The sequence below is a fragment of the Isoptericola sp. NPDC056578 genome (genome assembly GCF_042793275.1).
In the GTDB taxonomy this organism is placed as follows: Bacteria; Actinomycetota; Actinomycetes; order Actinomycetales; family Cellulomonadaceae; genus Isoptericola.
Genome location: NZ_JBHTVC010000079.1, coordinates 1 through 20,697 on the forward strand (window position 1 = coordinate 1; position 20,697 = coordinate 20,697).

Consider the following 20,697-nt stretch of genomic DNA (forward strand, 5'->3'; position numbering starts at 1 on the left):
GGCGTTCGGAGGTCGGCTCAGGACGCCGGGGTGGGCGTCGGCGTGGCGGCGCCGTCCTGGGCGGAGCCGGACGACGAGCCGGAGCCCTGCTCGGCGTCGGGGGCGGTGCCCCCGGTCCCGGTCCCGGCACCCGTGTCGGTGCCGGTGTCGGTGCCCCCGCCGGTGTCGTCGGAGCCGTCGGCGCCGTCGCCGGTGCCGCCGTCCGAGCCGTCGGTGCCCGTGCCGGTGCCGTCGTCCGTGCCGCCGCCGGTGGTGCCGCCGGTGGACCCGTCGGTAGGCGTGTCCGTGCCGGAGTCGGTCCCGGGGTCGGTGCCGGTCGTGCCGTCCGGGGTGGACCCGTCGGTCGGCTGGTCCGTGCTCCCGTCGGTGGTGCCGGTCGTGGACTCGTCCGGGTCCCGGTCGGTGCCGGAGTCGTCCCCGGGCACGTTCGCCGGGTCCTCGGCGGGGCTGGTCGGGGTGGGCACGGTGGTCGAGTCGTCGGAGTCGTTCGAGGTACGGCTGATGCTCGTGCCGGACCCCTCCTGGCCGCGCACCGCGTCGGACAACGGCTTGCCGATGACGAGCTCGACGACCAGCACCACGCCCATGACGACGACGAACAGGGCGGCCGCCGACATCGCGAGCACCTTGCCCGTGCCGTGCTTCTCCACGAAGCGCAGCCAGGCGTTGCGAGGCTCGGGCTCCTCCCCTTCGGGGAGGTCGCCGTCGGGCCCCTCATCGTCGGAGCTCTCGCCGTCCGCGGACGCGAGCCCGGCGTCGACGGCGCCGACCGGTCCGAGGGGGCGGGTCTCCCCGAGCGGCGCGGTGGCGTCGAGGGGCTGCGTGCCAGGGACGGTGCCGTCGGCCAGCGTCTCCGTGACGGACCGTCGTTCGACGGTCGGCGCGTCGCCCGGGGTGCCCTCCGCCCGGGCGTCGGCGGCGTCCGACGTGCTGACCACGGTGCCCCGCGCCGTCGTGGCGGTGCCGGTGACGCGCATCGCGGCGGTGCGCGAGCGCGGGGCGGCGGGGCCGGTGCGGGCCACGACCTTGGTGACGACCGGCTTGAGCTGCTCGTGCGTCTTCTCGATCGAGCGGGTGTAGAGGAAGTTGCCGATGACCGTGACGACGCTCGCCAGGCCCGCGCCGATGATCGTCCCGGCGACGCCGAAGAAGGACATCAGCACCGTGGCGCTGACCGCGGCGAGGGCGCTCGCCACCACCTGGGTGAGCGAGAGCCGGGTCTTGGCGGGGGCTTCCTTCGCGTCGTCGTGCGGGTCGTCGACGGGGTCGCCCGGGGCGGGGTTGCGGGGGGAGGAAGAGGTCACGGAGCGTCGGGTCCAGGTCGGGGTCGTCTGTCCGACGCCCGCCGCACCCGCCGGCACGAGGGCCGCGCGCCGCGGGCTCCGGCGTCTGCCGCGGGCGTCCCCAGCAGCCTAGGCCGGGCGTGTGCAGGTCGCAGCGGGCCGTCGTGACCCGCCCCGAGAGGAAGCGCGAAGATCCTGTGATCCCGCAGGCCTGAGGTGGTGCGGGCGCTCGATCGGCTCTGTTCGTCGAGCGGGACGACGCCCCGTCGAGCGCCCGCACCGTCCCGGCGTGCTCAGGACGCGGTGGCGGCCTCCGCCGCGGCGAGCAGGATGCAGGTGGCGACGCCGTCCATCGCGACCCGCACCTCGTCCAGCGGGGGCATGGTCGGCGCGAGGCGCAGGTTCCGGTCGTCCGGGTCCTGGTGGTACGGGAACGTGGCGCCGGCCGGCGTGAGCGCGATGCCGGCCTCCTTGGCGAGCTGCACGACGCGCGCCGCGGTGCCGGGCACGACGTCGACGGAGACGAAGTACCCGCCGTCGGGCCGGGTCCAGGTGGCGACGCCGGCGTCACCGAGCCGCTCGTCGAGGATGTCGACGACGGCGCGGAACTTGGGCGCGAGGATCTCGCGGTGCTTGCGCATGTGGGCGCGCACGCCCTCCGCGTCGCCGAAGAACCGGACGTGCCGCAGGTGGTTGATCTTGTCCGGCCCGATCGAGCGGATGCCCAGGTGCTTCGTGAACCAGGCGACGTTGGCCGGGGACGCCGCGAAGAACGCGACCCCGGACCCGGCGAACGTGATCTTCGACGTCGACGCGTACAGGAGCACGCGGTCGGGGTTGCCGGCCTCCGCGGCGAGGTCGATCGCGTGCGCGGACTTCGCCTCATGCTCCGTGAGGTGGTGCACGGCGTAGGCGTTGTCCCAGAAGATGCGGAAGTCGGGGGCGGCGGCGGGCATCGACACGAGGCGCCGGGCGACGGCCTCCGAGACGACCGAGCCGTCCGGGTTGGCGTACGTCGGCACGACCCACAGGCCCTTGACCGTCGGGTCGTCGGCGACCAGGGCGGCGACGGCCTCCGCGTCGGGGCCGTCGGGCGTCATCGGCACGGTGACCATGCGGATGCCGAGCTCCTCGCAGATCGCGAAGTGCCGGTCGTACCCGGGCACGGGGCAGACGAACGTGATCTGCTCCTCGCGTGACCAGGGCCGCTCGGAGCCGGGCACGCCGAACAGCAGGGCCTGCACGATCGTGTCGTACATCAGCGTCAGCGAGGCGTTCCCCTGCGCGAGGAGCTGGTCGACGGGCACGCCGAGCAGCTCGGCGAAGATGCGGCGCAGCTCGGGGAGCCCGGCGAGGCCGCCGTAGTTGCGCGTGTCCGTGCCGTCCTCGGCCGTGTGGTCGCCCTCGCCGGGCAGGGCCAGCAGCGGCTCGGAGAGGTCGAGCTGCTCGGCGGACGGCTTGCCCCGCGTGAGGTCGAGCCTCAGGCCGCGGGCCTGCAGGTCGGCGTACTGGCGGCGCAGGTCCTCGAGCCTCTCGGCGAGGCCGGCGGCCTGGGCGGCCTGGGCGGTGGACGACGGCGCGGTGGAACCCTCGGTGCTCACCCCACGGACCATACCGGCCGTGGGTCGGCTGCGGCAGGGCGTCCCACGACCGTGCGGCGACCGTGCGGCGAGCGGTCGGCGCGGCCGGTCAGCGCCGGCGGTCGAGCGCCCGCGCGAGCCGGGCCAGCGAGAGGTGCATGAAGCCCCGCAGGGCGAGCCCGACCAGCGGGGCGGTGACGGCCCGGGGGAGCGGCCCCGCGAGCCAGGCCTCCTCCCACCACACGACGCGGCAGCGGCCGGCGTCCATCGGGACGACGTCGAAGCCCGCCTCGCCGAGCAGCACCGGCCCCAGCTTGCGCAGCCGGGTGCGCCCCACCCGTGCGGCGGCGGTGGAGGGTCGCTCCAGCTGCTCCACGACCATCCGGTCGACGATCACCAGGCGACCCAGGGCGCTGCCCGGGTCGCGCCGCGCGCCCGGGCCGCTCGCCATCGTGCAGCGGTCGCCCAGCTCGGGGCCGTGCCCCGCAGGGCTCTGGAGCCGGGTGGCGACCATCCAGCGGGGGTGGGTGCGCAGGTCCGCGACCCAGGCGAACGCGACGGACGCCTCGACCGGGACGACGCGCGCCACCTCGACGCGGTGCGCGGCGGTCGTGCCGGGTGCCGTCACGAGGCGTCGTCCTCCGTCGCGCCGCCGCGCCCCTTGCGGCGCGGCAGCCACCGGCTCGGCGACGTGCGCCGGGGCGCGTCGAGGGCGCGCAGCGTGGGGACGTCGTCGCCCGGCTCGAGCACGAGCTCCACGACGCGGGGGAAGTGCTCGGGCGGCGGGCCGAACGCGCGCCGCGACTGCGCCACGACGCCGTGCCCGAGCGCGCGCCCGCCCGCGACGCCCACCACGAACCCGACGCCGAACGGCAGCAGCCGCCCGAGCGCGAGCGAGCCCTGCTTGGCGACCTGCCGCTTGAGGAACTGGCGGGCGAGGGTCTTGTTGACCCGCTTGATCGTGGTCTGCGGCATGGACGTGAGCAGCACCTTGCCCCACGCCACGGAGGAGCCGCCGATCGCGTTCTCCACGTCCTTCGCGCCCCGGTCGCCCAGCACGGTGGCCAGGAGCAGGGCGCGACGCCGCGGCACGTCGTCGATCTCGATGCCGTGCACGTCGGCGACGGCGAGAGCGAACGCGGCCGACGCCCCGAAGAACGTCGCGACGTCGCCCGTGGTGAGGGCCGTCGCCGCGGCCGTCCCGACCGACGGTGCGGCGGCCGCCGCGCCCACGGCGCCCCCCGCCGTCGTCAGCAGGGTCAGGTACTCCTTCTCGAGGATGCGCACGATCCCGGCCGGGTCGGCCTCGGGGTTGCGCGCCCGCAGGCGGTCCACGTGCTTGTGGATCGCGGCGGACGGGATCGTCACGGCCTTGTCGAGGAGCGCGTCGAGCAGCGGCGTCGGCCGGTACCGCGCCCACTCCTCGCGGCGCGCGGCCGGGTCGCGGACCTCGGCGACCTCGTCGCCCGGCCCGTCGCCCGCCCCGTCCGGGCGCACGACCTCGTCGCCCGGCGTCGGGCCCTCGTCACCCCTGCCGCGCGCGGTCACGACGCGGCGTCCTCCGTGTCGCCCTGCGCCTCGTCGGGCGCCGGCTGCTCGAAGACCGCCGGCGGCACCAGCGCGCCCGCCTTGAGGGTGCGGCCCACGGTGCAGGCCCTGTCGATCGAGCGCTGCGCCAGCAGCAGGGTCTTGTTCCGCGTGGCCTCGTCGAGCCCCGACAGGTCGATCTCGAAGCGCTCGGTGAGCACCGGGTAGCGGTCCTCTTGCAGGTCCTTCGCGTCCTCGACCCGGATCACGGCCTCGTACGCCTCGCCGAGCACCCGGGCGAACTTCGTGTCGCTGCTCATGCCCGCGCACGCGGCGAGCGCCACCTTGAGCAGCTCGCCCGGCGTGAAGACGGCGCCGGCCTCCACCGGTCCGATCTCCACGCTCGCGCCGCGGGCCGTGTGGCCGCGGTAGGTGCGGTTGCCGGTGCGCTCCACCCACAGCGGGTCGGTGGGCGACGGGGTCACGGGGGCTGCGGTGTCGGGCACGGTGCTCTGGTCCGTCATGAGGCGATCCTCCCACTGCTCGTCCGGGGAAGTCCGGGACGTCCCGAGGAGAACGTGCGGGCCACCCGTCCGATTCCGGTGTGGCCGGGGTCACACGCCGGAAGCTGTCACGGTCCGCCGCCGTCCCCGGTCGACAGGGTGCGGGGCGGCCACCGGGCCGCCCGCCGCAGGGACACCTCAGAAGCACCGCAGAGAGGACAGGCTCATGAAGATCGTGGTCGTCGGTGGGACGGGACTCATCGGGACGCAGGTCATCGCACACCTCACGGAGGCCGGGCACGACGCGGTCGCCGCCGCGCCCAGCACGGGCGTGGACACCCTGACCGGCGAGGGCGTGGACGCGGCGCTCGCGGGCGCCGACGTCGTCGTGGACGTGTCGAACTCGCCGTCGTTCGCGGACGACGACGTGCTGCGCTTCTTCACGACGTCGACGCGCACGCTGCTCGACGCCGAGAAGCGCGCGGGCGTGCGGCACCACGTGGTGCTCTCGATCGTCGGCACGGACCGCAACCCGGACTCCGGGTACCTGCGGGCCAAGGTGGCGCAGGAGGAGCTGGTGCGCTCCGGCGGCGTCCCCTGGACGGTCGTCCGCGCCACGCAGTTCTTCGAGTTCGCGCCGCGGATCGCCGACGGCGCCACGGTCGACGGGGAGGTGCGCATCCCGCCGGTCGGGTTCCAGCCGATCGCGTCGGCGGACGTGGCGCGGTTCGTGGCCGAGGCGGCCGCGGGGGATCCGCGCGACGGCGTCCTCGAGATCGCCGGGCCGGAGCGGGTCCGGTTCGACGAGTTCATCGCCGCGGCGCTCGCGGCGTCGGGAGACGCCCGCACCGTCGTGGCAGACCCGGCCGCGCCGTACTTCGGGGCCGTGCTCGCCGCCGACTCGATCGTGCCGCAGGGCGACGCCCGGCTCGGCGCGGTGACGTACGCCGACTTCGCCGGGGCGCGGGCGTAGCGTGGCCGCATGACGTCGCGTCCCGACGCGCCCGAGCGCCCCGGCCCCCTCGGCGACACCGAGGGCACCGGGGCGCTCGACGCGTTCCTCGCCGTGCGGCCGCAGCTGTTCGGCATCGCCTACCGGATGCTCGGGGGCGTCGCGGAGGCGGAGGACGTCGTGCAGGACGCCTGGCTGCGCTGGCAGGGCACGGACCGCGACCGGGTCCGGAACCCGGCGGCCTTCCTCACGACGGTGACGACGCGGCTCGCGATCAACGCGGCGACGTCGGCCCGCGCCCGGCGCGAGACGTACGTGGGCCCGTGGCTCCCCGAGCCGGTCGACACGTCCGACGACCCGGCGCTGGGTGCGGAGCGGGCGGAGGCCCTCGAGCTGGCGACCCTGCTGCTCATGGAGCGGCTCACCCCGGTGGAGCGGGCCGTGTACGTGCTGCGGGAGGCGTTCGGCTACCCGTACGGGCGGATCGCGGAGATCCTCGACCTCACCGAGGCGAACGCGCGCCAGCTCGCCCGCCGGTCGCGCGACCGGCTGGGCACGCGCGAGGCGGTGCCCGTCGACCCCGGCGAGCACCGGCGCCTGCTCGACGAGCTCGTGGCCGCCGCGCACGAGGGGGATCTCGCGCGTTTCGAGCGCTACCTGGCCGACGACGTCGTCGCGCGCCCCGACGGCGGCGGGCGGGTGCACGCGTCGCGCGTGGACCTGGTCGGCCTGGCGCGGGTGTCGCTCTTCCTCGACAACGTGTGGCGCAAGTTCTGGGACGCCGGCACGGTGCGCCCCGTCGAGGCGAACGGCCTGCCCGCCGTCGTGGTCGACCTGGACGGCGCACCGTTCGCCCTCCTCGCGCTCGACGTCGCCGACGGGCGGGTCCAGCACGTGTACGTCCAGGTCAACCCCGACAAGCTGACGGGCTACGCCACCGCCTCCTGAGTGTCCCGGGCGGGCCCCGCCGCCTCGCCGTCGGGCGTGGTGGCCGCGGCGAAGGCGGCCCGGGGCGTCTGCACCGACGCGAGGGAGACGACGTCGCGCCCGAAGGCCGCGGCGGTGAGCCAGACCGCGAGCACGCGGGCCTTGCGCTCCCACGTCGGGATGGCGAGCAGGTGGTACCCGCGGTGCATCAGCCACGCCAGGCGGCCGCGCACGACCAGCCGGCGGAGCTGGAAGATGCCGGACCCCAGACCCAGCGTCGCGATCACGCCGAGGCTGCCGTGCACGTACGGCCGCGTCGGGCGGCCGTGCAGGCTCGCGACCAGGTTCCGTGCCAGGCGCCGGCCCTGCCGGACCGCGTGCTGCGCGTTCGGCACGGCGAGCGCGCCGGGCCGCGCGACGGCGAGGTCCGGGACGGCGGCGCCGTCGCCCGCGGCCCACGCGTCGTCCACGGGCGCGTCGTCGGTGCCGACCCGCAGGTCGGGGCGCACGACGAGGTACCCCCGCCGGTCGACCGGCAGGTCGGTGTGCGTCGCGACCACCGGGTTCGCGGCGTTGCCCGCCGTCCACACCAGCAGGCCCGACGCGAACGACTCGCCCGTCGAGAGCCGGACGACGCCGCCGGCAGCGGACTCGAGGCCCGTGCCCAGGTGCACGCGCGCGCCACGTCGTTCGAGCTGCTCCACGACCCAGCGGCCGGGGCGGTCGGTCACCTCCGGCAGGATGCGGTCGCTCAGCTCCACGAGGTGGAACCGCAGCTCGGCGGCGTCGATCTCGGGGTACCGGGGGAGCAGGTCGTGGGCGAGCGACAGCAGCTCGGCGAAGCCCTCGACGCCGGAGAACCCGCCGCCGACGAACGTCACGGTCAGCAGCCGCTCCCGCTCCGGCCCGCGCGGCAGGCTCGCGGCCCGGTCGAACGACGTCAGCAGGCGGTCGCGGATGGCCACCGCCTCCTCGACGTGCTTCATCCCGATCGCGTGCTCCGCGACCCCGGGCACGGGGAAGACGCGCGTCACCGCGCCCGCCGTCACCACGACCGTGTCGTAGGGCAGGCGGTACGGCTCGCCCGAGCGCGGCCGCACGACGACGACCCGGTCCGCGTGGTCCACGCGCACCACCGACCCGTCGACCAGCCGCGTGCGGCGCAGGTGGCCGCGGTGGGCCACCGCCGCGTGCCGCGCCTCGACGGACCCGGCCACCACCTCCGGGAGGAACGGCTGGTAGGTCATGTACGGGCGCGGGTCGACGAGCACCAGCTCCACCTCCCCGCGCCGCAGCTCTCGCCGCAGCCCCTTCTCCAGCTCCCGGGCCGCCGTGAAGCCCGCGTAGCCGCCACCGACGATCACGATGCGTCGCATCACTGCCTCCTGTGCCGCGCCCGTCGGGCGCTCTCACCACGTCGACCACGCAGCGTGCCGCTCCGTGACGGTCGGGTGGTGTGATGTCGGAGACGTCGTGGCGGACGTCGGGCGGACCGTCGGACGACGCGCGGTCCCGACGCCGCCGCCGGCCTCCCGGGGGTCGTAGGGTTGCCGCATGGCTGCCATCCCCACCCCGTACGAGGACCTCCTGCGCGACGTGCTGGAGCACGGCACGCACAAGGCGGACCGCACGGGGACGGGCACGCGCAGCGTGTTCGGCCGGCAGATCCGCTACGACCTGCAGCAGGGGTTCCCGCTGATCACCACCAAGCGGGTGCACCTGAAGTCCGTGGCGTACGAGCTGCTGTGGTTCCTGCGCGGCGAGTCCAACGTGGGCTGGCTGCAGGAGCACGGCGTGACGATCTGGGACGAGTGGGCGTCGCCGGAGGGCGAGCTGGGGCCGGTGTACGGCGTGCAGTGGCGGTCGTGGCCGACGCCGGACGGGCAGCACGTGGACCAGATCGCGGGCGTGATCGACCAGATCAAGGTCAACCCCGACTCGCGCCGCCTCGTCGTCAGCGCGTGGAACGTGGCCGAGCTCGCCGACATGGCGCTGCCGCCGTGCCACCTGCTGTTCCAGTTCTACGTGGCCGACGGGAAGCTCAGCTGCCAGCTGTACCAGCGCTCCGCCGACCTGTTCCTCGGCGTGCCGTTCAACATCGCCTCCTACGCGCTGCTCACGCACATGGTGGCCGCGCAGACCGGGCTCGAGGTGGGGGAGTTCGTCTGGACGGGCGGCGACTGCCACGTCTACGACAACCACGAGGAGCAGGTCCGCACCCAGCTGGAGCGCGACCCCTACCCGTACCCGACGCTCCGCCTCGCACCCCGGGACTCGATCTTCGACTACGCGTACGAGGACATCGAGGTGCTCGGCTACCAGCACCACCCGGGCATCAAGGCCCCGGTCGCCGTCTGACCCCGGCGACGACGTGATCGGTCTGATCTGGGCCCAGGCGCGCGACGCCGCGGGCCGGCCCGTCATCGGTGCCGCAGGCGAGATCCCCTGGCGCGTGCCCGAGGACTTCGCGCACTTCAAGGCGACGACGGCGGGGCACCCCGTCGTCATGGGGCGCCGCACCTGGGAGTCGCTGCCGCGCCGCCCGCTGCCCGGACGCACCAACGTCGTCGTGACGCGGCGGCCGGGCTGGTCCGACGACGGCGCCGTCGTCGCAGGCTCCGTCGGCACGGCCCTGGCGCTCGCCGCCGCGGCTCCCGGCGGGGACGAGGTCTGGGTGATGGGCGGCGGCGAGGTCTACGCCGCGACGCTGGCGCTCGCGGACAGGCTCGTCGTCACCGAGATCGACCTGGAGGTCGCGGGCGACGCGTTCGCCCCTGTCGTCGACGCCCTGACCTGGAAGGTCGCCGACGACGGCGTGTGGGCGACGTCGTCCGGCCCGGGCGCACTGCGCCATCGCGTGCGCACCTACGCGCGCGCCCTCGGCACCGCCTGACAGCCGGCCCGCCCTCGAGGCGGTCGGCTCGCGAGGCGCGGGCCCTCCTCGTCTCCGGACGGCCCGGCAGGCCGTGGCGCGGGCGCGCTCCCACCGCGTCCAGGCATCGCCAGATCACGATCTCGACACCGATCGGTGGAAGGCGCTTGCCGATTCCGGTACCCGTCCGGTACGTTTCCGAGAAACCGGTTACCGGCGCGTTTCACCACGGAGCGCGGACAGCTCGAGGAAGAGCAGAGGGGCACGCCAATGGTGGTTGTGATGAACGAGGGGCTGCGGCGATGAGCGCGGTCACCGCCGCGAAGACCGCGGCTCCGACGACGCCGACGTCCGGTGGCGCCACCCCGGCGCGACCGGAGCGCAAGCGGGTGTCCGCGCTGTGGAAGCACAAGGCGCTCTACCTCATGGCCGTGCCGGGGATCCTGTACTTCCTGGTCTTCAAGTACGCGCCCATGGGTGGCCTGGTCATCGCCTTCCAGGACTACATGCCCTTCCTCGGCATCGGCGGCAGCCCGTGGGTCGGCTTCGACCACTTCGTGCGCTTCTTCTCCGAGGACACGTTCCTGGTGCTGCTGCGCAACACCGTGGTGATCTCGCTCCTGCTGCTGATCTTCTCGTTCCCGGTGCCGATCATCCTGGCGCTGCTGCTCAACGAGGTCCGTACCAAGGTCTTCCAGCGCACCGTGCAGACGGTCATCTACCTGCCGCACTTCATGTCGTGGGTCATCGTCGCGTCGATCTTCTACGTGCTGCTCTCGACCGACGGCGGCGCGGTGAACAACCTCATCGTCGAGTGGGGCGGCCAGCCGGTCCCGTTCCTCACCGACCCCGACTGGCTGCGACCGCTGTACGTGGGCCAGGAGATCTGGAAGGGCGCCGGCTGGGGCACCATCGTGTACCTCGCCGCCATGACGGCGGTGGACACGCAGCTCTACGAGGCCGCAGAGCTCGACGGCGCGGGCCGCATGCGCCAGACGTGGCACATCACCCTGCCGGCCATCCGGCCCACCATCATCGTGATGTTCATCCTCGCCATCGGGGACTTCCTGGAGCTCGGCTTCGAGCACATGTTCCTCGTGATGAACTCGCTGAACCGGTCCGTGGGCGACATCTTCGACACCTACGTGTTCACCACGGGTATCCAGAACGGGCAGCTCAGCTACGCCGCCGCGGTCGGCCTCTTCAAGGGCCTCGTCGGCCTGATCCTCGTCGTCATGGCCAACCGGCTCGCGAAGAAGTTCGGCGAAGAGGGCGTCTACTGATGTTCTCGTTCGAGGGCTTCGTCCGGATCAACACGTTCCTGACCGGCGTGTACCGGTTCGCCTACCTCAACGTGCTCTGGCTCGCGACGACCGTCCTCGGGCTCGGCCTGTTCGGCGCCGGGCCGGCGTCGTACGCTCTGGCCCGGTACGTGGACGGCTGGTTCCGCCACGGCGAGACGCCGCCGGTCGCCCGGGCCTTCGTGGCCGGCGTCCGGGAGCAGCCGTGGCGCGCCATGGTCGTCAGCTGGATCCTCGCGGGCGCGGGCGCCGTCATCGTCACCAACGTCTTCCGTGCCCCGAGCTGGACCGTGCAGGCGCTGAACGTCGTGGCGCTCGTCGTGCTCGCCGTCGCCGCCGCCTACGTGTACCCGGTCATGGTCGCGACCGACGTCGCGCCCGTCGGCCGGCAGCTCGCGAGCGCGCTCCTGATCGGCTTCGGCTCGCTGCACTGGACCATCCTCGGCACCACCGCCGTCGCCCTCACGGGCTGGCTGCTGTGGCAGTTCGCGTCGCCGTTGCTCGTGCTGTTCGGGGTGGGGATCCCGGCCTGCGCTGTCGGCGTCGTCACCCGCATCGTCTTTCGTCCCCTGGCGCAGGTCCCGGAACAGCCGGACACCCACGCGCCGTACCGCAGTTCCATCGACGCGCCTGTGACGGAGCAGGTGGCATGAGAAAGAGGAGTCGCACCATGAGGAGAGGCATGTTCGTCAAGGGCGCGGCGGCGGCAGCCGTCGCCGCGCTGGCCCTGACCGCCTGCGGCAACGGCGGGTCCGGCGACGAGGCCGAGGCCGACGACGGCCCCATCAGCTGGATGACGATGCTCCACACGCCGACGACGCCGGAGAAGGACGGCGTCATCGAGTCGGCGCTCGAGGAGTACACGGGCCAGAAGTTCGACATGCAGTGGGTGCCGGACGCCTCGAAGGAGGAGAAGATCAACTCCGCCCTGGCGTCGGGCAAGCTCGCCGACATCGTGTCCCTCACGATGACCGACAGCACCCAGGTGCGGCAGGCGCTCGGCTCCGGGCAGTTCTGGGACGTCGAGAGCTACCTCGCCGACTACCCGAACCTGGCGAAGATCGACCCCGACACGCTCGAGGCCGCGAAGCTCGACGGCAAGCTCTACGGGGTGCCGTTCCAGAAGATCAAGGCGCGCTACGGCGTCCTGGTGCGCCAGGACTGGCTGGACAGCCTCGGCCTCGAGGTGCCGCACACGATCGACGACCTGACGAAGGTGGCCGAGGCGTTCACGACGGACGACCCGGACGGCAACGGCAAGGACGACACCACCGGGTTCATCGACCGCGAGGAGAGCTTCCTCGTCGGGTTCCGGTCGCTCTCCGGATACTTCGGCGCGGGCGACAAGTTCGAGGTCACCGCCGACGGCCAGGTCGTGCCCGCGTTCACCACCGACGCCTTCAAGGAGGCGATGGAGTGGTACCGCGGCGTGTACGAGAAGGGCGCCGTGAACCAGGAGTTCGTCACCGTCCAGAAGCAGAACCAGCAGGACGCGATCGCCCGCGGCAAGGGCGGCATCGTCGTCACCGGCCTGTTCGAGGCGAAGAACTACATGGCCCTCGCGGAGAGCGCGGACCCGAAGACGCCCATGAAGTGGGCGCTGGTCAACGACATGCACACCGCTGACGTCGAGCACCGCATCCTCACCGACACGGGCGGCGGCATGGGCGGCTGGCTCGCCATCCCGAAGACCGAGGTGAAGAACGAGGCCGAGCTCAAGAAGGTCCTCTCGTTCATCGACAAGCTGCTGGACGAGGAGGCCTTCGGCCTCATGACCAACGGCATCGAGGACACGCACTACACGATCGACGGCGACGGCGTCGTGACGATCACCGACCAGACGGCGTGGGAGCAGGAGGTGCAGCCGTACTCGTCGTCCCGGCCCTCGGAGAAGGTCGTGACGTACAAGAGCACCGCGCCGTACGTCGACGAGGCGAACGAGAAGATGGCGGAGCAGGAGCCCGCCGTCGTCATCAACCCGGCGCAGTCGCTGTCGTCGGACACGTTCGACCGGCAGTGGTCGACCATCGAGGAGCAGGTCAACGACGCGTACAACCGGTACCTCACCGGGCAGATCGAGATGGCCGACTACGAGGCCGTGATCGAGGGGCTCCGCGGCCAGGGCCTCGACCAGATCATCGAGGAGTACTCCACCGCGTACGCCAAGGTGAACGGCTGACCACCCCCTGATGCCGTGAGCGGGCGTCCGGCCCCTGTTCCGCCCCGTTCCGGGGCCGGACGCCCGCTCGCAGCACTGGGCACGACGACGACCGAGAGGCCACACGTGCACACCCTCGACGAGACCCTCGCCACGGCCACGTTCCAGGCGGCGATCGACGACGCCGCGGCCGCCGGCGGCGGCACCGTGGTGGTGCCCGCCGGAACCCATCGCACCGGGGCCCTGCGCCTGCGCTCCCACGTGGAGCTGCACCTCGAGGCGGGCGCGCTCCTCCAGTTCGTGCCCGACCCCGCGCTGTACCCGCCGGTCGACGCCCGCTGGGAGGGCGCCCCGGCCACGATCCACTCCCCGTGCCTGTACGCGGCGGGCGAGACGGACGTCGCGATCACCGGCTTCGGCACCATCGACGGCGGCGGCGCCCCGTGGTGGGACACCTTCCGTCACGACCGGGCGTCGCTGGCCCACCCGCGGCCCACGCTCGTCGGCCTGCACGACTGCACGCGGGTCACGGTGCGCGACGTGCGCCTGACCAACTCCCCGAGCTGGACGGTGCACCCGCTGCGGTGCGACGGCGTCACCATCTCCAACGTCGTCATCGTCAACCCGCCGGACTCGCCCAACACGGACGGCATCGACCCCGAGTCGTGCCGCAACGTGCGGATCAGCGACTGCCACATCGACGTCGGCGACGACTGCGTGGTCCTCAAGGCGGGCACCGAGCGCGACCCGGAGCGGATCGCCTGCGAGAACGTCGCCATCACCAACTGCACGATGGTGCACGGCCACGGCGGCGTCGTCATCGGGTCCGAGATGAGCGGCGGCGTGCGGGACGTCGTCATCAGCAACTGCGTCTTCGAGGGCACCGACCGCGGCATCCGCATCAAGTCGCGCCGCGGGCGCGGGGGCGTGGTCGAGGACGTCCGCGTGACGAACGTCGTGATGCGGGGCGTCATGACCCCGTTCGTCATCAACCCCTTCTACTTCTGCGGGCCCGACGGCAAGGAACCCCACGTCGCGGACCGCGCCCCGCACCCGGTGGGCGACGCGACGCCCGTGTTCCGCCGCATCCACCTGACGCACATCACCGCGCGTGACGTGCACGCCGCCGCCGGTCACCTCTACGGCCTGCCCGAACAGCCCCTGACGGACGTGACGCTCGACGACGTCACGATCTCCTACGCCGCCGACGCCGTGCCCGGCGTGCCCGCGATGGCCGACGGCGTGCCGGAGATGCGACGCGCCGGCCTCCACCTGGGCTTCGTCGCCGACTCCGACGTGTCGCGCGTGCGCATCGAGGGCTGCGAGGGCCCGGGCGTCGTCGTCGAGGAGAGCCCGACGCTGCGGCTGACGGAGGTGCGGGTCGATGGCGAGCGTCTCGATGCGTGACCGGGTGCGTGAGCCCGTGCGTGCCGGCGCGGCGCCGGACGGCCACGGGCCGACGATCCGGCGCACGGCCGAGACCTGGGTGACCGTCGCGGGCATGGTGACGTCGGCGGTCTTCCTCGGCGGGTTCGCGCTGGTGATGAACCGGGCGGACGAGCAGACGTTCCTCGACGCGGTGTACCCCGCGATGACGGGCGCGGGCATGCGGCTCGAAGCCGCGGACGCCTACGACGCCGCGCGCACGCTCGCCGCGTGGTTCGGCCTGACGCTCGTCGTCGTGCTGCTCGTCGCCGCCGCCGGGATCTACGTCGCCCACCGCCGTCCTGCCCGCCGGTCGACCGGCTGGTGGTTCCTCGGGGCGGGGCTGGCGTGCCTGTTCGGCAGCCAGCTCGTCCTCTACCCGATCGCCTTCCTCTTCTTCGTCGCCGCGGGGCTGTTCGCCGTGCGGCCGACCGACCCGCCCGCCGGCTCCACCGCCGCGCGGGCCACCGACCGCACGTCCGAGACCGGGAGCACCTCATGAGCAAGACCCTCGCAGCGCCGCGAGCCGCCACCCGTGAGCGCAGCCGCATCCACCGGCCCACCACCGGGATGCGCGTGTTCCGGGTGGTGAACGTCATCGTCCTGAGCGCCTTCGCGCTGATCTGCGTCCTGCCGTTCATCAACGTGCTGGGCAGCTCGCTGGCGACGCCGGGCGAGCTCGCGACCCGCCCGTTCGTGCTCATCCCGCAGACGTTCACGCTCGACGCCTACCGGTACATCCTGTCGACGTCGACGATCTTCCGGGCCATGGGCGTCTCGGTGTTCGTCACCGTGGTCGGTACTTTCGTCAGCCTGCTGCTGACGTCGCTGATGGCCTACGCGCTGTCGAAGCGGTACCTCAGGGGCCGCCGCGTCATCAACTTCCTCGTGGTGTTCACGATGCTGTTCAGCGGCGGCATGATCCCCACGTTCATCGTGGTGAACAGCCTCGGGCTCATCGACTCGCTGTGGTCGCTGATCCTGCCGGTGGCGATCAACGCGTTCAACTTCGTCATCATGCGCAGCTTCTTCCAGGGCATCCCGGACAGCCTGGAGGAGGCCGCCCGCATCGACGGCTGCTCCGACCTGGGCGTGTTCCTGCGCATCGTGCTGCCGCTGTCGCTCGCGTCGATCGCCACCATCGGCCTCTTCTACGCCGTCTACTACTGGAACACGTACCAGGCCGCGATCCTCTACATCAACGACTCCACGAAGTGGCCGATCCAGGTGCTGCTGCGCCAGATCGTCATCGTCGCGAGCGGCATGAACGCCGACGAGAGCGCCGTGGACGTCGTGCCGCCGGCGCAGTCGGTGAAGATGGCCGTCATCTTCGTCGCGACGCTGCCGATGCTGATCGTCTACCCGTTCGTCCAGCGGTTCTTCGTCAAGGGCGCGCTGATCGGCTCCGTGAAGGGCTGACGGGGCCCGGCGGTGCCGAGCCCACCCACCGAAACGACCTGCGACGAGGCAGGTGCGACGAGATGAGACGCATGATGCGACGAGTCCCGGTAGGGGGACCACGACGGGCCGGTCGGGCCGGCGCGGTCGGGGCCGTGCTGGTGACGGCCCTGGCCCTCACCGCGTGCGGCGGCGGGTCGGGCGGGGGCGGCGAGGCGAGCGCCGACGGTCCGATCACCTGGATGGCCACGCTCCACACCCCGACGACGCCGGAGGCGGACGGCCCGATCGAGTCCGCCCTGGAGGAGCACACGGGCGAGGAGCTGGAGGTGAGCTGGGTGCCGGCGGCGTCGTCGGCGGAGAAGCTCAACGCCGCCCTGTCCACGGGCAAGCTGGCCGACATCGTGTCGATGGCCCCGGCGGACAGCGCGCTCGTGCGGCAGTCGCTGAAGTCGGGCATGTTCTGGGACGTCGAGGACTACCTGGCGGACTTCCCGAACCTGTCGAAGATCGACGAGCAGACGACGGCCTCCGCCCGGATCGACGGCCACCTGTACGGCGTGCCGGTCCAGAAGAACAAGGCGCGCTACGGCGTCCTGGTGCGCCAGGACTGGCTGGACAACCTCGGGCTGGACGTGCCGCACACGATCGACGACCTGACGGCGGTGGCCGAGGCGTTCACGAAGGACGACCCGGACGGCAACGGCAAGGACGACACCACCGGGTTCCTCGACCGCGAGGAGAGCTTCGACCTGGGCTTCCGCTCCCTGAGCGGCTACTTCGGCGCGGGCGACGACTTCACGGTGGACGACGCCGGCCAGGTGCACGCGGTCTTCGCGAGCGACGAGTTCAAGCGCGCCATGGAGTGGTACCGCGGCGTCTACGAGTCGGGGGCGGTGAACCAGGAGTTCGTCACGATGCAGAAGACGAACCAGCTCGACGCCATCGCGCAGGGCAAGGGGGGCATCGTCGTCACCGGCCTCTTCGAGGCGAAGGGCTACCTCGCGACCGCCCAGGACAGCAACCCCGAGACGCCGATGGAGTGGGCCCTCGTCAACGACATGACGCAGGGCGACGTGCCGCGGCGGATCCTCACCGACACGGGCGGCGGCATGGGCGGCTGGCTCGCGTTCCCCAAGGAGTACGTGAAGTCCGAGGCGGAGCTGAAGAAGGTCCTCGGGTTCGTCGACAAGTTGCTCGACGAGGAGGCCTACGGCCTCATGACCAACGGCATCGAGGGCACGCACTACGAGGTCGACGGCGACGGCGTGGTCTCGATCACCGACCAGACCCTCTGGGAGCAGGAGGTGCAGCCGTACGCGTCGTCGCGCCCGTCCGAGAAGGTCGTGACGTACAAGAGCGCCGAGCCGTACGTCGACGAGGGCAACGAGAAGATGGCGGAGAACGAGGAGTACTCCGTCGTCAACCCGACGCAGTCGCTGACCTCGGAGACGTACGACCGGCAGTGGACCACGCTCTACGGCGAGGCCAAGGACGCGTACAACCAGTACCTCGTCGGCCAGATCGACATGGCGGAGTACGAGGCGCTCGTCGACGGTCTCGGGGGCCAGGGGCTCGACCAGATCCTCGAGGAGTTCACGGCCTCCCACGCCGAGGTGAACGGCTGACGCCCGCCGGCTGACGCCGCCCCACCCTGGCCGAGCCCGTCGGGACCCTTGGTCCCGGCGGGCTCAGCCGTCGCTCGGGGCGAAGGCGGCGTGGAACGTCCACCGCGGGTCGAGGGTCTCCCCGAAGCCCTGCGACTGGACGGCGAGCGTGCCGTCGTCGGCGAGGGCCAGACGCAGCCGGAGCGTGGCCAGCTCGTCGCCGTGCGTCCCCGCGCGCACGTCGAGGGTGCCGGGGGCGGACCAGCCGGCCGTGACGACCGCCGGCTCGGTGTCGATCGCGGTGGTCAGCGGGCCGGCGGTGTCGAGCGTGATCGACCAGCCGTCGGACGACGCGAGGGTGCCGCCGCGGGCCCCGACGGCCAGCGTGAGCTCCGCCGGACCCGCGCCCGGGGTGCGGCTGGTCCAGGTGCCGCCCAGCGGGCGGACGTGTGCGGCGTCGTGCCGTGGGGCGGGCCAGGCGAGCGTCGTGACGGCGGCAGCGGCCGGAGGCGCGGCGGCGCCCCGGCCCGCCCGCGCCAGCCCGCGCGCGGGCTCGACGAGGTGGTCGAGGACGAGGTCGAGCAGCTTCTGGTCGCCGCTCGCCGCGGCCTGGGAGTCGGCCGTGACGACCACGGCGACCAGCAGCTCCGGGTCGCCGTAGACGATCTGCCCGCCCAGGCCGAACATCAGCCAGCCACCGACGGGCGGCAGCCACAGCTGGTACCCGTACCCCGCGCGGAAGGGTCCGCCCCACGTCTGCGTGGCGGGGTGCGACTGCGGCGCCGTCGCGGCCGCGAGGTAGTCGGCCGGGAGCAGCCGCGCGCCGTCGTGCACGCCGCCGTCGTTCAGGAGCCGGGCGAGCCGTGCCAGGTCGTCGGGGGTGCAGATCAGGCCGGAGCCGCCGTGGCTGAAGCCGTCGGGGCCGGGCAGGAAACGCAGGCCGGGGGAGACCCCGAGCGGGTCGAGCACCCGCGGGCGCAGGTAGTCGGCGAGCGTGCCGCCGGCGGTCCGCTCCACCAGCGCGGCCAGCGTGTACGACGCGCTGGTGTCGTACGTGAACAGGGTGCCCGGCGGGTGCGTGGGCCCGACGCGGAAGTACGACTCCAGCCAGCCGCCCTCGCGGACCTTGTACGTCGTCGAGCGGTGCGGGCCGACCATCGCCAGCATGTGCCGCAGGGTCGTGGCCTCGAGCCAGGGGTGGGCGGGATGGCCGTCGACGAGGTCCGGGAAGTGCTTCACCACGGGGTCGTCGAGGGAGAGGCGCCCCTCCGCGGCGAGCAGCCCGACGGCCAGGCCCGTGACCGTCTTTGACACCGAGTACATCCGCTGCGGGACGTCGTGGCCTCGGGTCGGGGCGCTGGCCGCGACCGGTCGGTCGTCGCCCACGCGCACGTCGACGGTGTGCAGGGCGATGTCGAGCGCGACGGCGCGCTCGACGAGCGGGATCAGGTCGATCATGCGGTCAGCCTAGTAACCGCTTTCCGGTCGTGACCAGGGCCCTCGCCGCCCCGTCGGGGTCGCGGCGAGGACCCGGCTCAGACCAGGTCGCGGACGGCGGCGTACTGCTCGCGCACCACGGGCCGCGGGTCGGCGTCGAGGGTGGTGGCGACCGTCGTCGACCAGGAGGGCGCCGCGGCGGCCGGGTCGGCGGCCGCCGAGAGCACCCATGCGGCCTGGCGCGCGGCGCCGTCGGCCACGTACTCGCCCGGCTCGGGCACGCCGATCGAGAGGCCGAAGACCTGCGTGGCCACCTGCTGCACCGCGGGGGACTGCGCGGCGCCGCCGATGAGCATGACGCGCTCGATCGGCACGCCCTGGGCGCGCAGCGCGTCGAGCCCGTCGGCCAGGCCGCAGAGCATGCCCTCGACGTACGCGCGGGCGAGGTGCTCGCGGGTGGACGTCGCGAGGCGGACACCGTGCAGCGTGCCGGTGGCGTCGGGGCGGTTGGGGGTGCGCTCGCCCTCGAGGTAGGGCACGAGGACGAGGCCGTCGGCGCCCGCGGGTGCGGCCAGCGCGAGGTCGGCGAGCTCGTGCACGTCGACGCCGAGCACGGCCCGGGCGGCGTCGAGCACGCGGGCCGCGTTGAGCGTCACCGCGAGCATGAGCGCGTTGCCGGTGGCGTCGGCGAAGCCGTTGATGGCGCCGGAACCGTCGGCCGTCCGCGTCGGCGCGACCGCGGACACGACGCCCGAGGTGCCGATCGAGATCGCGATGTCGCCGGGCGTCATGCCCAGTGCGAGCGCGGCGGCCGCGTTGTCGCCGGCGCCGGGGCCGATCAGGGCCCCGCCGTCGACGTCGGCGCCGGCGACGGACGCGTGCGCGACGCCGCCCGACTCGGCCGGGCCGAGCACGCGGGGGAGCGTGACGTCGTCGCGCCCCAGGGCGAGCTTGAGCAGGTCGGGCCGGTAGGCGCCCGCGCCGCCGTCCGCCTCGGCGTCGTAGTAGCCGGTGCCGGAGGCGTCGGAGCGGTCGGTGAACAGGGCGTCGAGCTGCGGGCCGAGCGGCGACTCGCCCTCGGGCCCGTAGCCGGCGATGCGCCAGCTCAGCCAGTCGTGGGGGAGCGCGACGGCCGCCACGCGTGCGGCGTTCTCGGGCTCGGCGTCCCGCAGCCAGCGCACCTTGGTGACGGTGAGGGACGCGACGAGCACGGAGCCGACGGCGTCGGCCCAGGCCTGGGCGCCGGCCTCGCGGTCGCCGTCGCCGAGCTCGGCGATCAGGTCCTCGGCCGCCGCGGCGGAGCGGGTGTCGTTCCACAGGATGGCGTCGCGGACCACGCGCCCCTCGGCGTCGAGCGCGACGAGGCCGTGCTGCTGGCCGCCGACGGTGATCGCGGCGACGTCGTCGAGGCCGCCGGCCTCCTGCGCCGCGGCGCGGAACGCGTCCCACCAGTGCTGCGGGTCGATCGACGTGCCGTCGGGGTGCTTGGCCGTGCCGGAGCGCACGAGCCGCCCGGTCTCGGCGTCGCGGACGACGATCTTGCAGGACTGCGTGGACGTGTCCACGCCGGCGACGAGGGGCATCGTTGCTTCCTTCGAGGTCTCTCTGGGTGGGACGAGGACACCGGCCCGGCGTCCTCGCTGGTGGAACCCAGGGAGAACCGGTGAACAGAAGGACGAACACCACGGGCGAGACACGGGGTTTTTAACCAATAAGTTGGGCCCCCC

At 73.2% G+C, this 20,697-nt stretch carries 19 protein-coding genes; 11 read left to right on the forward strand and 8 right to left on the reverse strand.

Features of this window, described 5'->3' with window-relative positions; genetic code table 11:
- Window positions 1–17 precede the first annotated feature (17 nt).
- The 5 genes from ACFQ80_RS20885 to ACFQ80_RS20905 all read right to left on the reverse strand — a co-directional run bounded on the left by ACFQ80_RS20885 (window position 18) and on the right by ACFQ80_RS20905 (window position 4,914).
- The gene (locus tag ACFQ80_RS20885; RefSeq protein ID WP_430565004.1) at window positions 18–1,304 is read right to left on the reverse strand and encodes a hypothetical protein; all 1,287 of its coding nucleotides are present in this window, start codon (window positions 1,302–1,304) and stop codon (window positions 18–20) included.
- A gap of 272 nt (window positions 1,305–1,576) precedes the next feature.
- On the reverse strand, window positions 1,577–2,896 hold the full coding sequence (locus tag ACFQ80_RS20890) for an aminotransferase class I/II-fold pyridoxal phosphate-dependent enzyme (RefSeq protein WP_430565005.1): 1,320 nt from the start codon (window positions 2,894–2,896) through the stop codon (window positions 1,577–1,579).
- Window positions 2,897–2,972: 76 nt separating this feature from the next.
- Complete coding sequence (locus ACFQ80_RS20895) at window positions 2,973–3,491, reverse strand: SRPBCC family protein (RefSeq protein WP_430565006.1); 519 nt, start codon at window positions 3,489–3,491, stop codon at window positions 2,973–2,975.
- A complete protein-coding gene (locus tag ACFQ80_RS20900; RefSeq protein WP_430548674.1) occupies window positions 3,488–4,411 on the reverse strand; it encodes a hypothetical protein in 924 nt (307 codons plus the stop codon). Before ACFQ80_RS20900 ends, ACFQ80_RS20895 begins: the two co-directional genes overlap by 4 nt.
- Window positions 4,408–4,914 carry an OsmC family protein gene (locus ACFQ80_RS20905; RefSeq protein WP_430565007.1) on the reverse strand — a complete coding sequence of 169 codons (507 nt, stop codon included), beginning with the start codon at window positions 4,912–4,914 and terminating at the stop codon, window positions 4,408–4,410. The genes ACFQ80_RS20900 and ACFQ80_RS20905 overlap by 4 nt, the downstream gene beginning before the upstream one ends.
- 205 nt (window positions 4,915–5,119) lie before the next feature.
- Between ACFQ80_RS20905 and ACFQ80_RS20910 the strand changes: the two genes are divergently transcribed.
- Both ACFQ80_RS20910 and sigJ read left to right on the forward strand, forming a co-directional pair.
- Window positions 5,120–5,866 carry an SDR family oxidoreductase gene (locus ACFQ80_RS20910; protein WP_430565008.1) on the forward strand — a complete coding sequence of 249 codons (747 nt, stop codon included), beginning with the start codon at window positions 5,120–5,122 and terminating at the stop codon, window positions 5,864–5,866.
- Between the two features lie 9 nt (window positions 5,867–5,875).
- Window positions 5,876–6,793: an RNA polymerase sigma factor SigJ gene (gene sigJ / locus ACFQ80_RS20915; RefSeq protein WP_430565009.1), complete on the forward strand. Its 918-nt coding sequence runs from the start codon at window positions 5,876–5,878 to the stop codon at window positions 6,791–6,793.
- On the opposite strand, the gene ACFQ80_RS20920 is transcribed toward sigJ, so the two are convergent.
- A complete protein-coding gene (locus ACFQ80_RS20920) occupies window positions 6,775–8,148 on the reverse strand; it encodes an NAD(P)/FAD-dependent oxidoreductase (protein ID WP_430565010.1) in 1,374 nt (457 codons plus the stop codon). The two genes, sigJ and ACFQ80_RS20920, sit on opposite strands and share 19 nt — an antisense overlap.
- 178 nt (window positions 8,149–8,326) lie before the next feature.
- Here ACFQ80_RS20920 and ACFQ80_RS20925 point away from each other — a divergent pair, with 178 nt between their 5' ends.
- The 9 genes from ACFQ80_RS20925 to ACFQ80_RS20965 all read left to right on the forward strand — a co-directional run bounded on the left by ACFQ80_RS20925 (window position 8,327) and on the right by ACFQ80_RS20965 (window position 17,554).
- Window positions 8,327–9,130 (forward strand): thymidylate synthase, encoded by an 804-nt coding sequence (locus tag ACFQ80_RS20925; RefSeq protein ID WP_430548679.1) that lies wholly within the window; start codon window positions 8,327–8,329, stop codon window positions 9,128–9,130.
- Window positions 9,131–9,143: 13 nt separating this feature from the next.
- A complete protein-coding gene (locus ACFQ80_RS20930) occupies window positions 9,144–9,665 on the forward strand; it encodes a dihydrofolate reductase (protein WP_430565011.1) in 522 nt (173 codons plus the stop codon).
- 281 nt (window positions 9,666–9,946) lie between these two features.
- Window positions 9,947–10,927: an ABC transporter permease gene (locus ACFQ80_RS20935; RefSeq protein ID WP_430565012.1), complete on the forward strand. Its 981-nt coding sequence runs from the start codon at window positions 9,947–9,949 to the stop codon at window positions 10,925–10,927.
- The gene (locus ACFQ80_RS20940; RefSeq protein ID WP_430548682.1) at window positions 10,927–11,598 is read left to right on the forward strand and encodes a YesL family protein; all 672 of its coding nucleotides are present in this window, start codon (window positions 10,927–10,929) and stop codon (window positions 11,596–11,598) included. Before ACFQ80_RS20935 ends, ACFQ80_RS20940 begins: the two co-directional genes overlap by 1 nt.
- Window positions 11,599–11,615: 17 nt before the next feature.
- On the forward strand, window positions 11,616–13,124 hold the full coding sequence (locus ACFQ80_RS20945; protein ID WP_430565013.1) for an extracellular solute-binding protein: 1,509 nt from the start codon (window positions 11,616–11,618) through the stop codon (window positions 13,122–13,124).
- A gap of 105 nt (window positions 13,125–13,229) precedes the next feature.
- Entirely contained in the window at window positions 13,230–14,510 is a 1,281-nt protein-coding gene (locus ACFQ80_RS20950) for a glycoside hydrolase family 28 protein (RefSeq protein WP_430548684.1), read from the forward strand.
- Window positions 14,488–15,030 carry a hypothetical protein gene (locus ACFQ80_RS20955; RefSeq protein WP_430565014.1) on the forward strand — a complete coding sequence of 181 codons (543 nt, stop codon included), beginning with the start codon at window positions 14,488–14,490 and terminating at the stop codon, window positions 15,028–15,030. The genes ACFQ80_RS20950 and ACFQ80_RS20955 overlap by 23 nt, the downstream gene beginning before the upstream one ends.
- On the forward strand, window positions 15,027–15,947 hold the full coding sequence (locus ACFQ80_RS20960) for a carbohydrate ABC transporter permease (protein WP_430565015.1): 921 nt from the start codon (window positions 15,027–15,029) through the stop codon (window positions 15,945–15,947). Before ACFQ80_RS20955 ends, ACFQ80_RS20960 begins: the two co-directional genes overlap by 4 nt.
- A 140-nt stretch (window positions 15,948–16,087) precedes the next feature.
- Window positions 16,088–17,554: an extracellular solute-binding protein gene (locus tag ACFQ80_RS20965; RefSeq protein ID WP_430565016.1), complete on the forward strand. Its 1,467-nt coding sequence runs from the start codon at window positions 16,088–16,090 to the stop codon at window positions 17,552–17,554.
- Window positions 17,555–17,617: 63 nt separating this feature from the next.
- Here ACFQ80_RS20965 and ACFQ80_RS20970 read toward each other — a convergent pair whose 3' ends face one another.
- Both ACFQ80_RS20970 and ACFQ80_RS20975 read right to left on the reverse strand, forming a co-directional pair.
- Window positions 17,618–18,991: a serine hydrolase domain-containing protein gene (locus ACFQ80_RS20970; protein ID WP_430565017.1), complete on the reverse strand. Its 1,374-nt coding sequence runs from the start codon at window positions 18,989–18,991 to the stop codon at window positions 17,618–17,620.
- A gap of 77 nt (window positions 18,992–19,068) precedes the next feature.
- Entirely contained in the window at window positions 19,069–20,553 is a 1,485-nt protein-coding gene (locus ACFQ80_RS20975) for an FGGY family carbohydrate kinase (RefSeq protein ID WP_430565018.1), read from the reverse strand.
- Window positions 20,554–20,697: the final 144 nt, after the last annotated feature.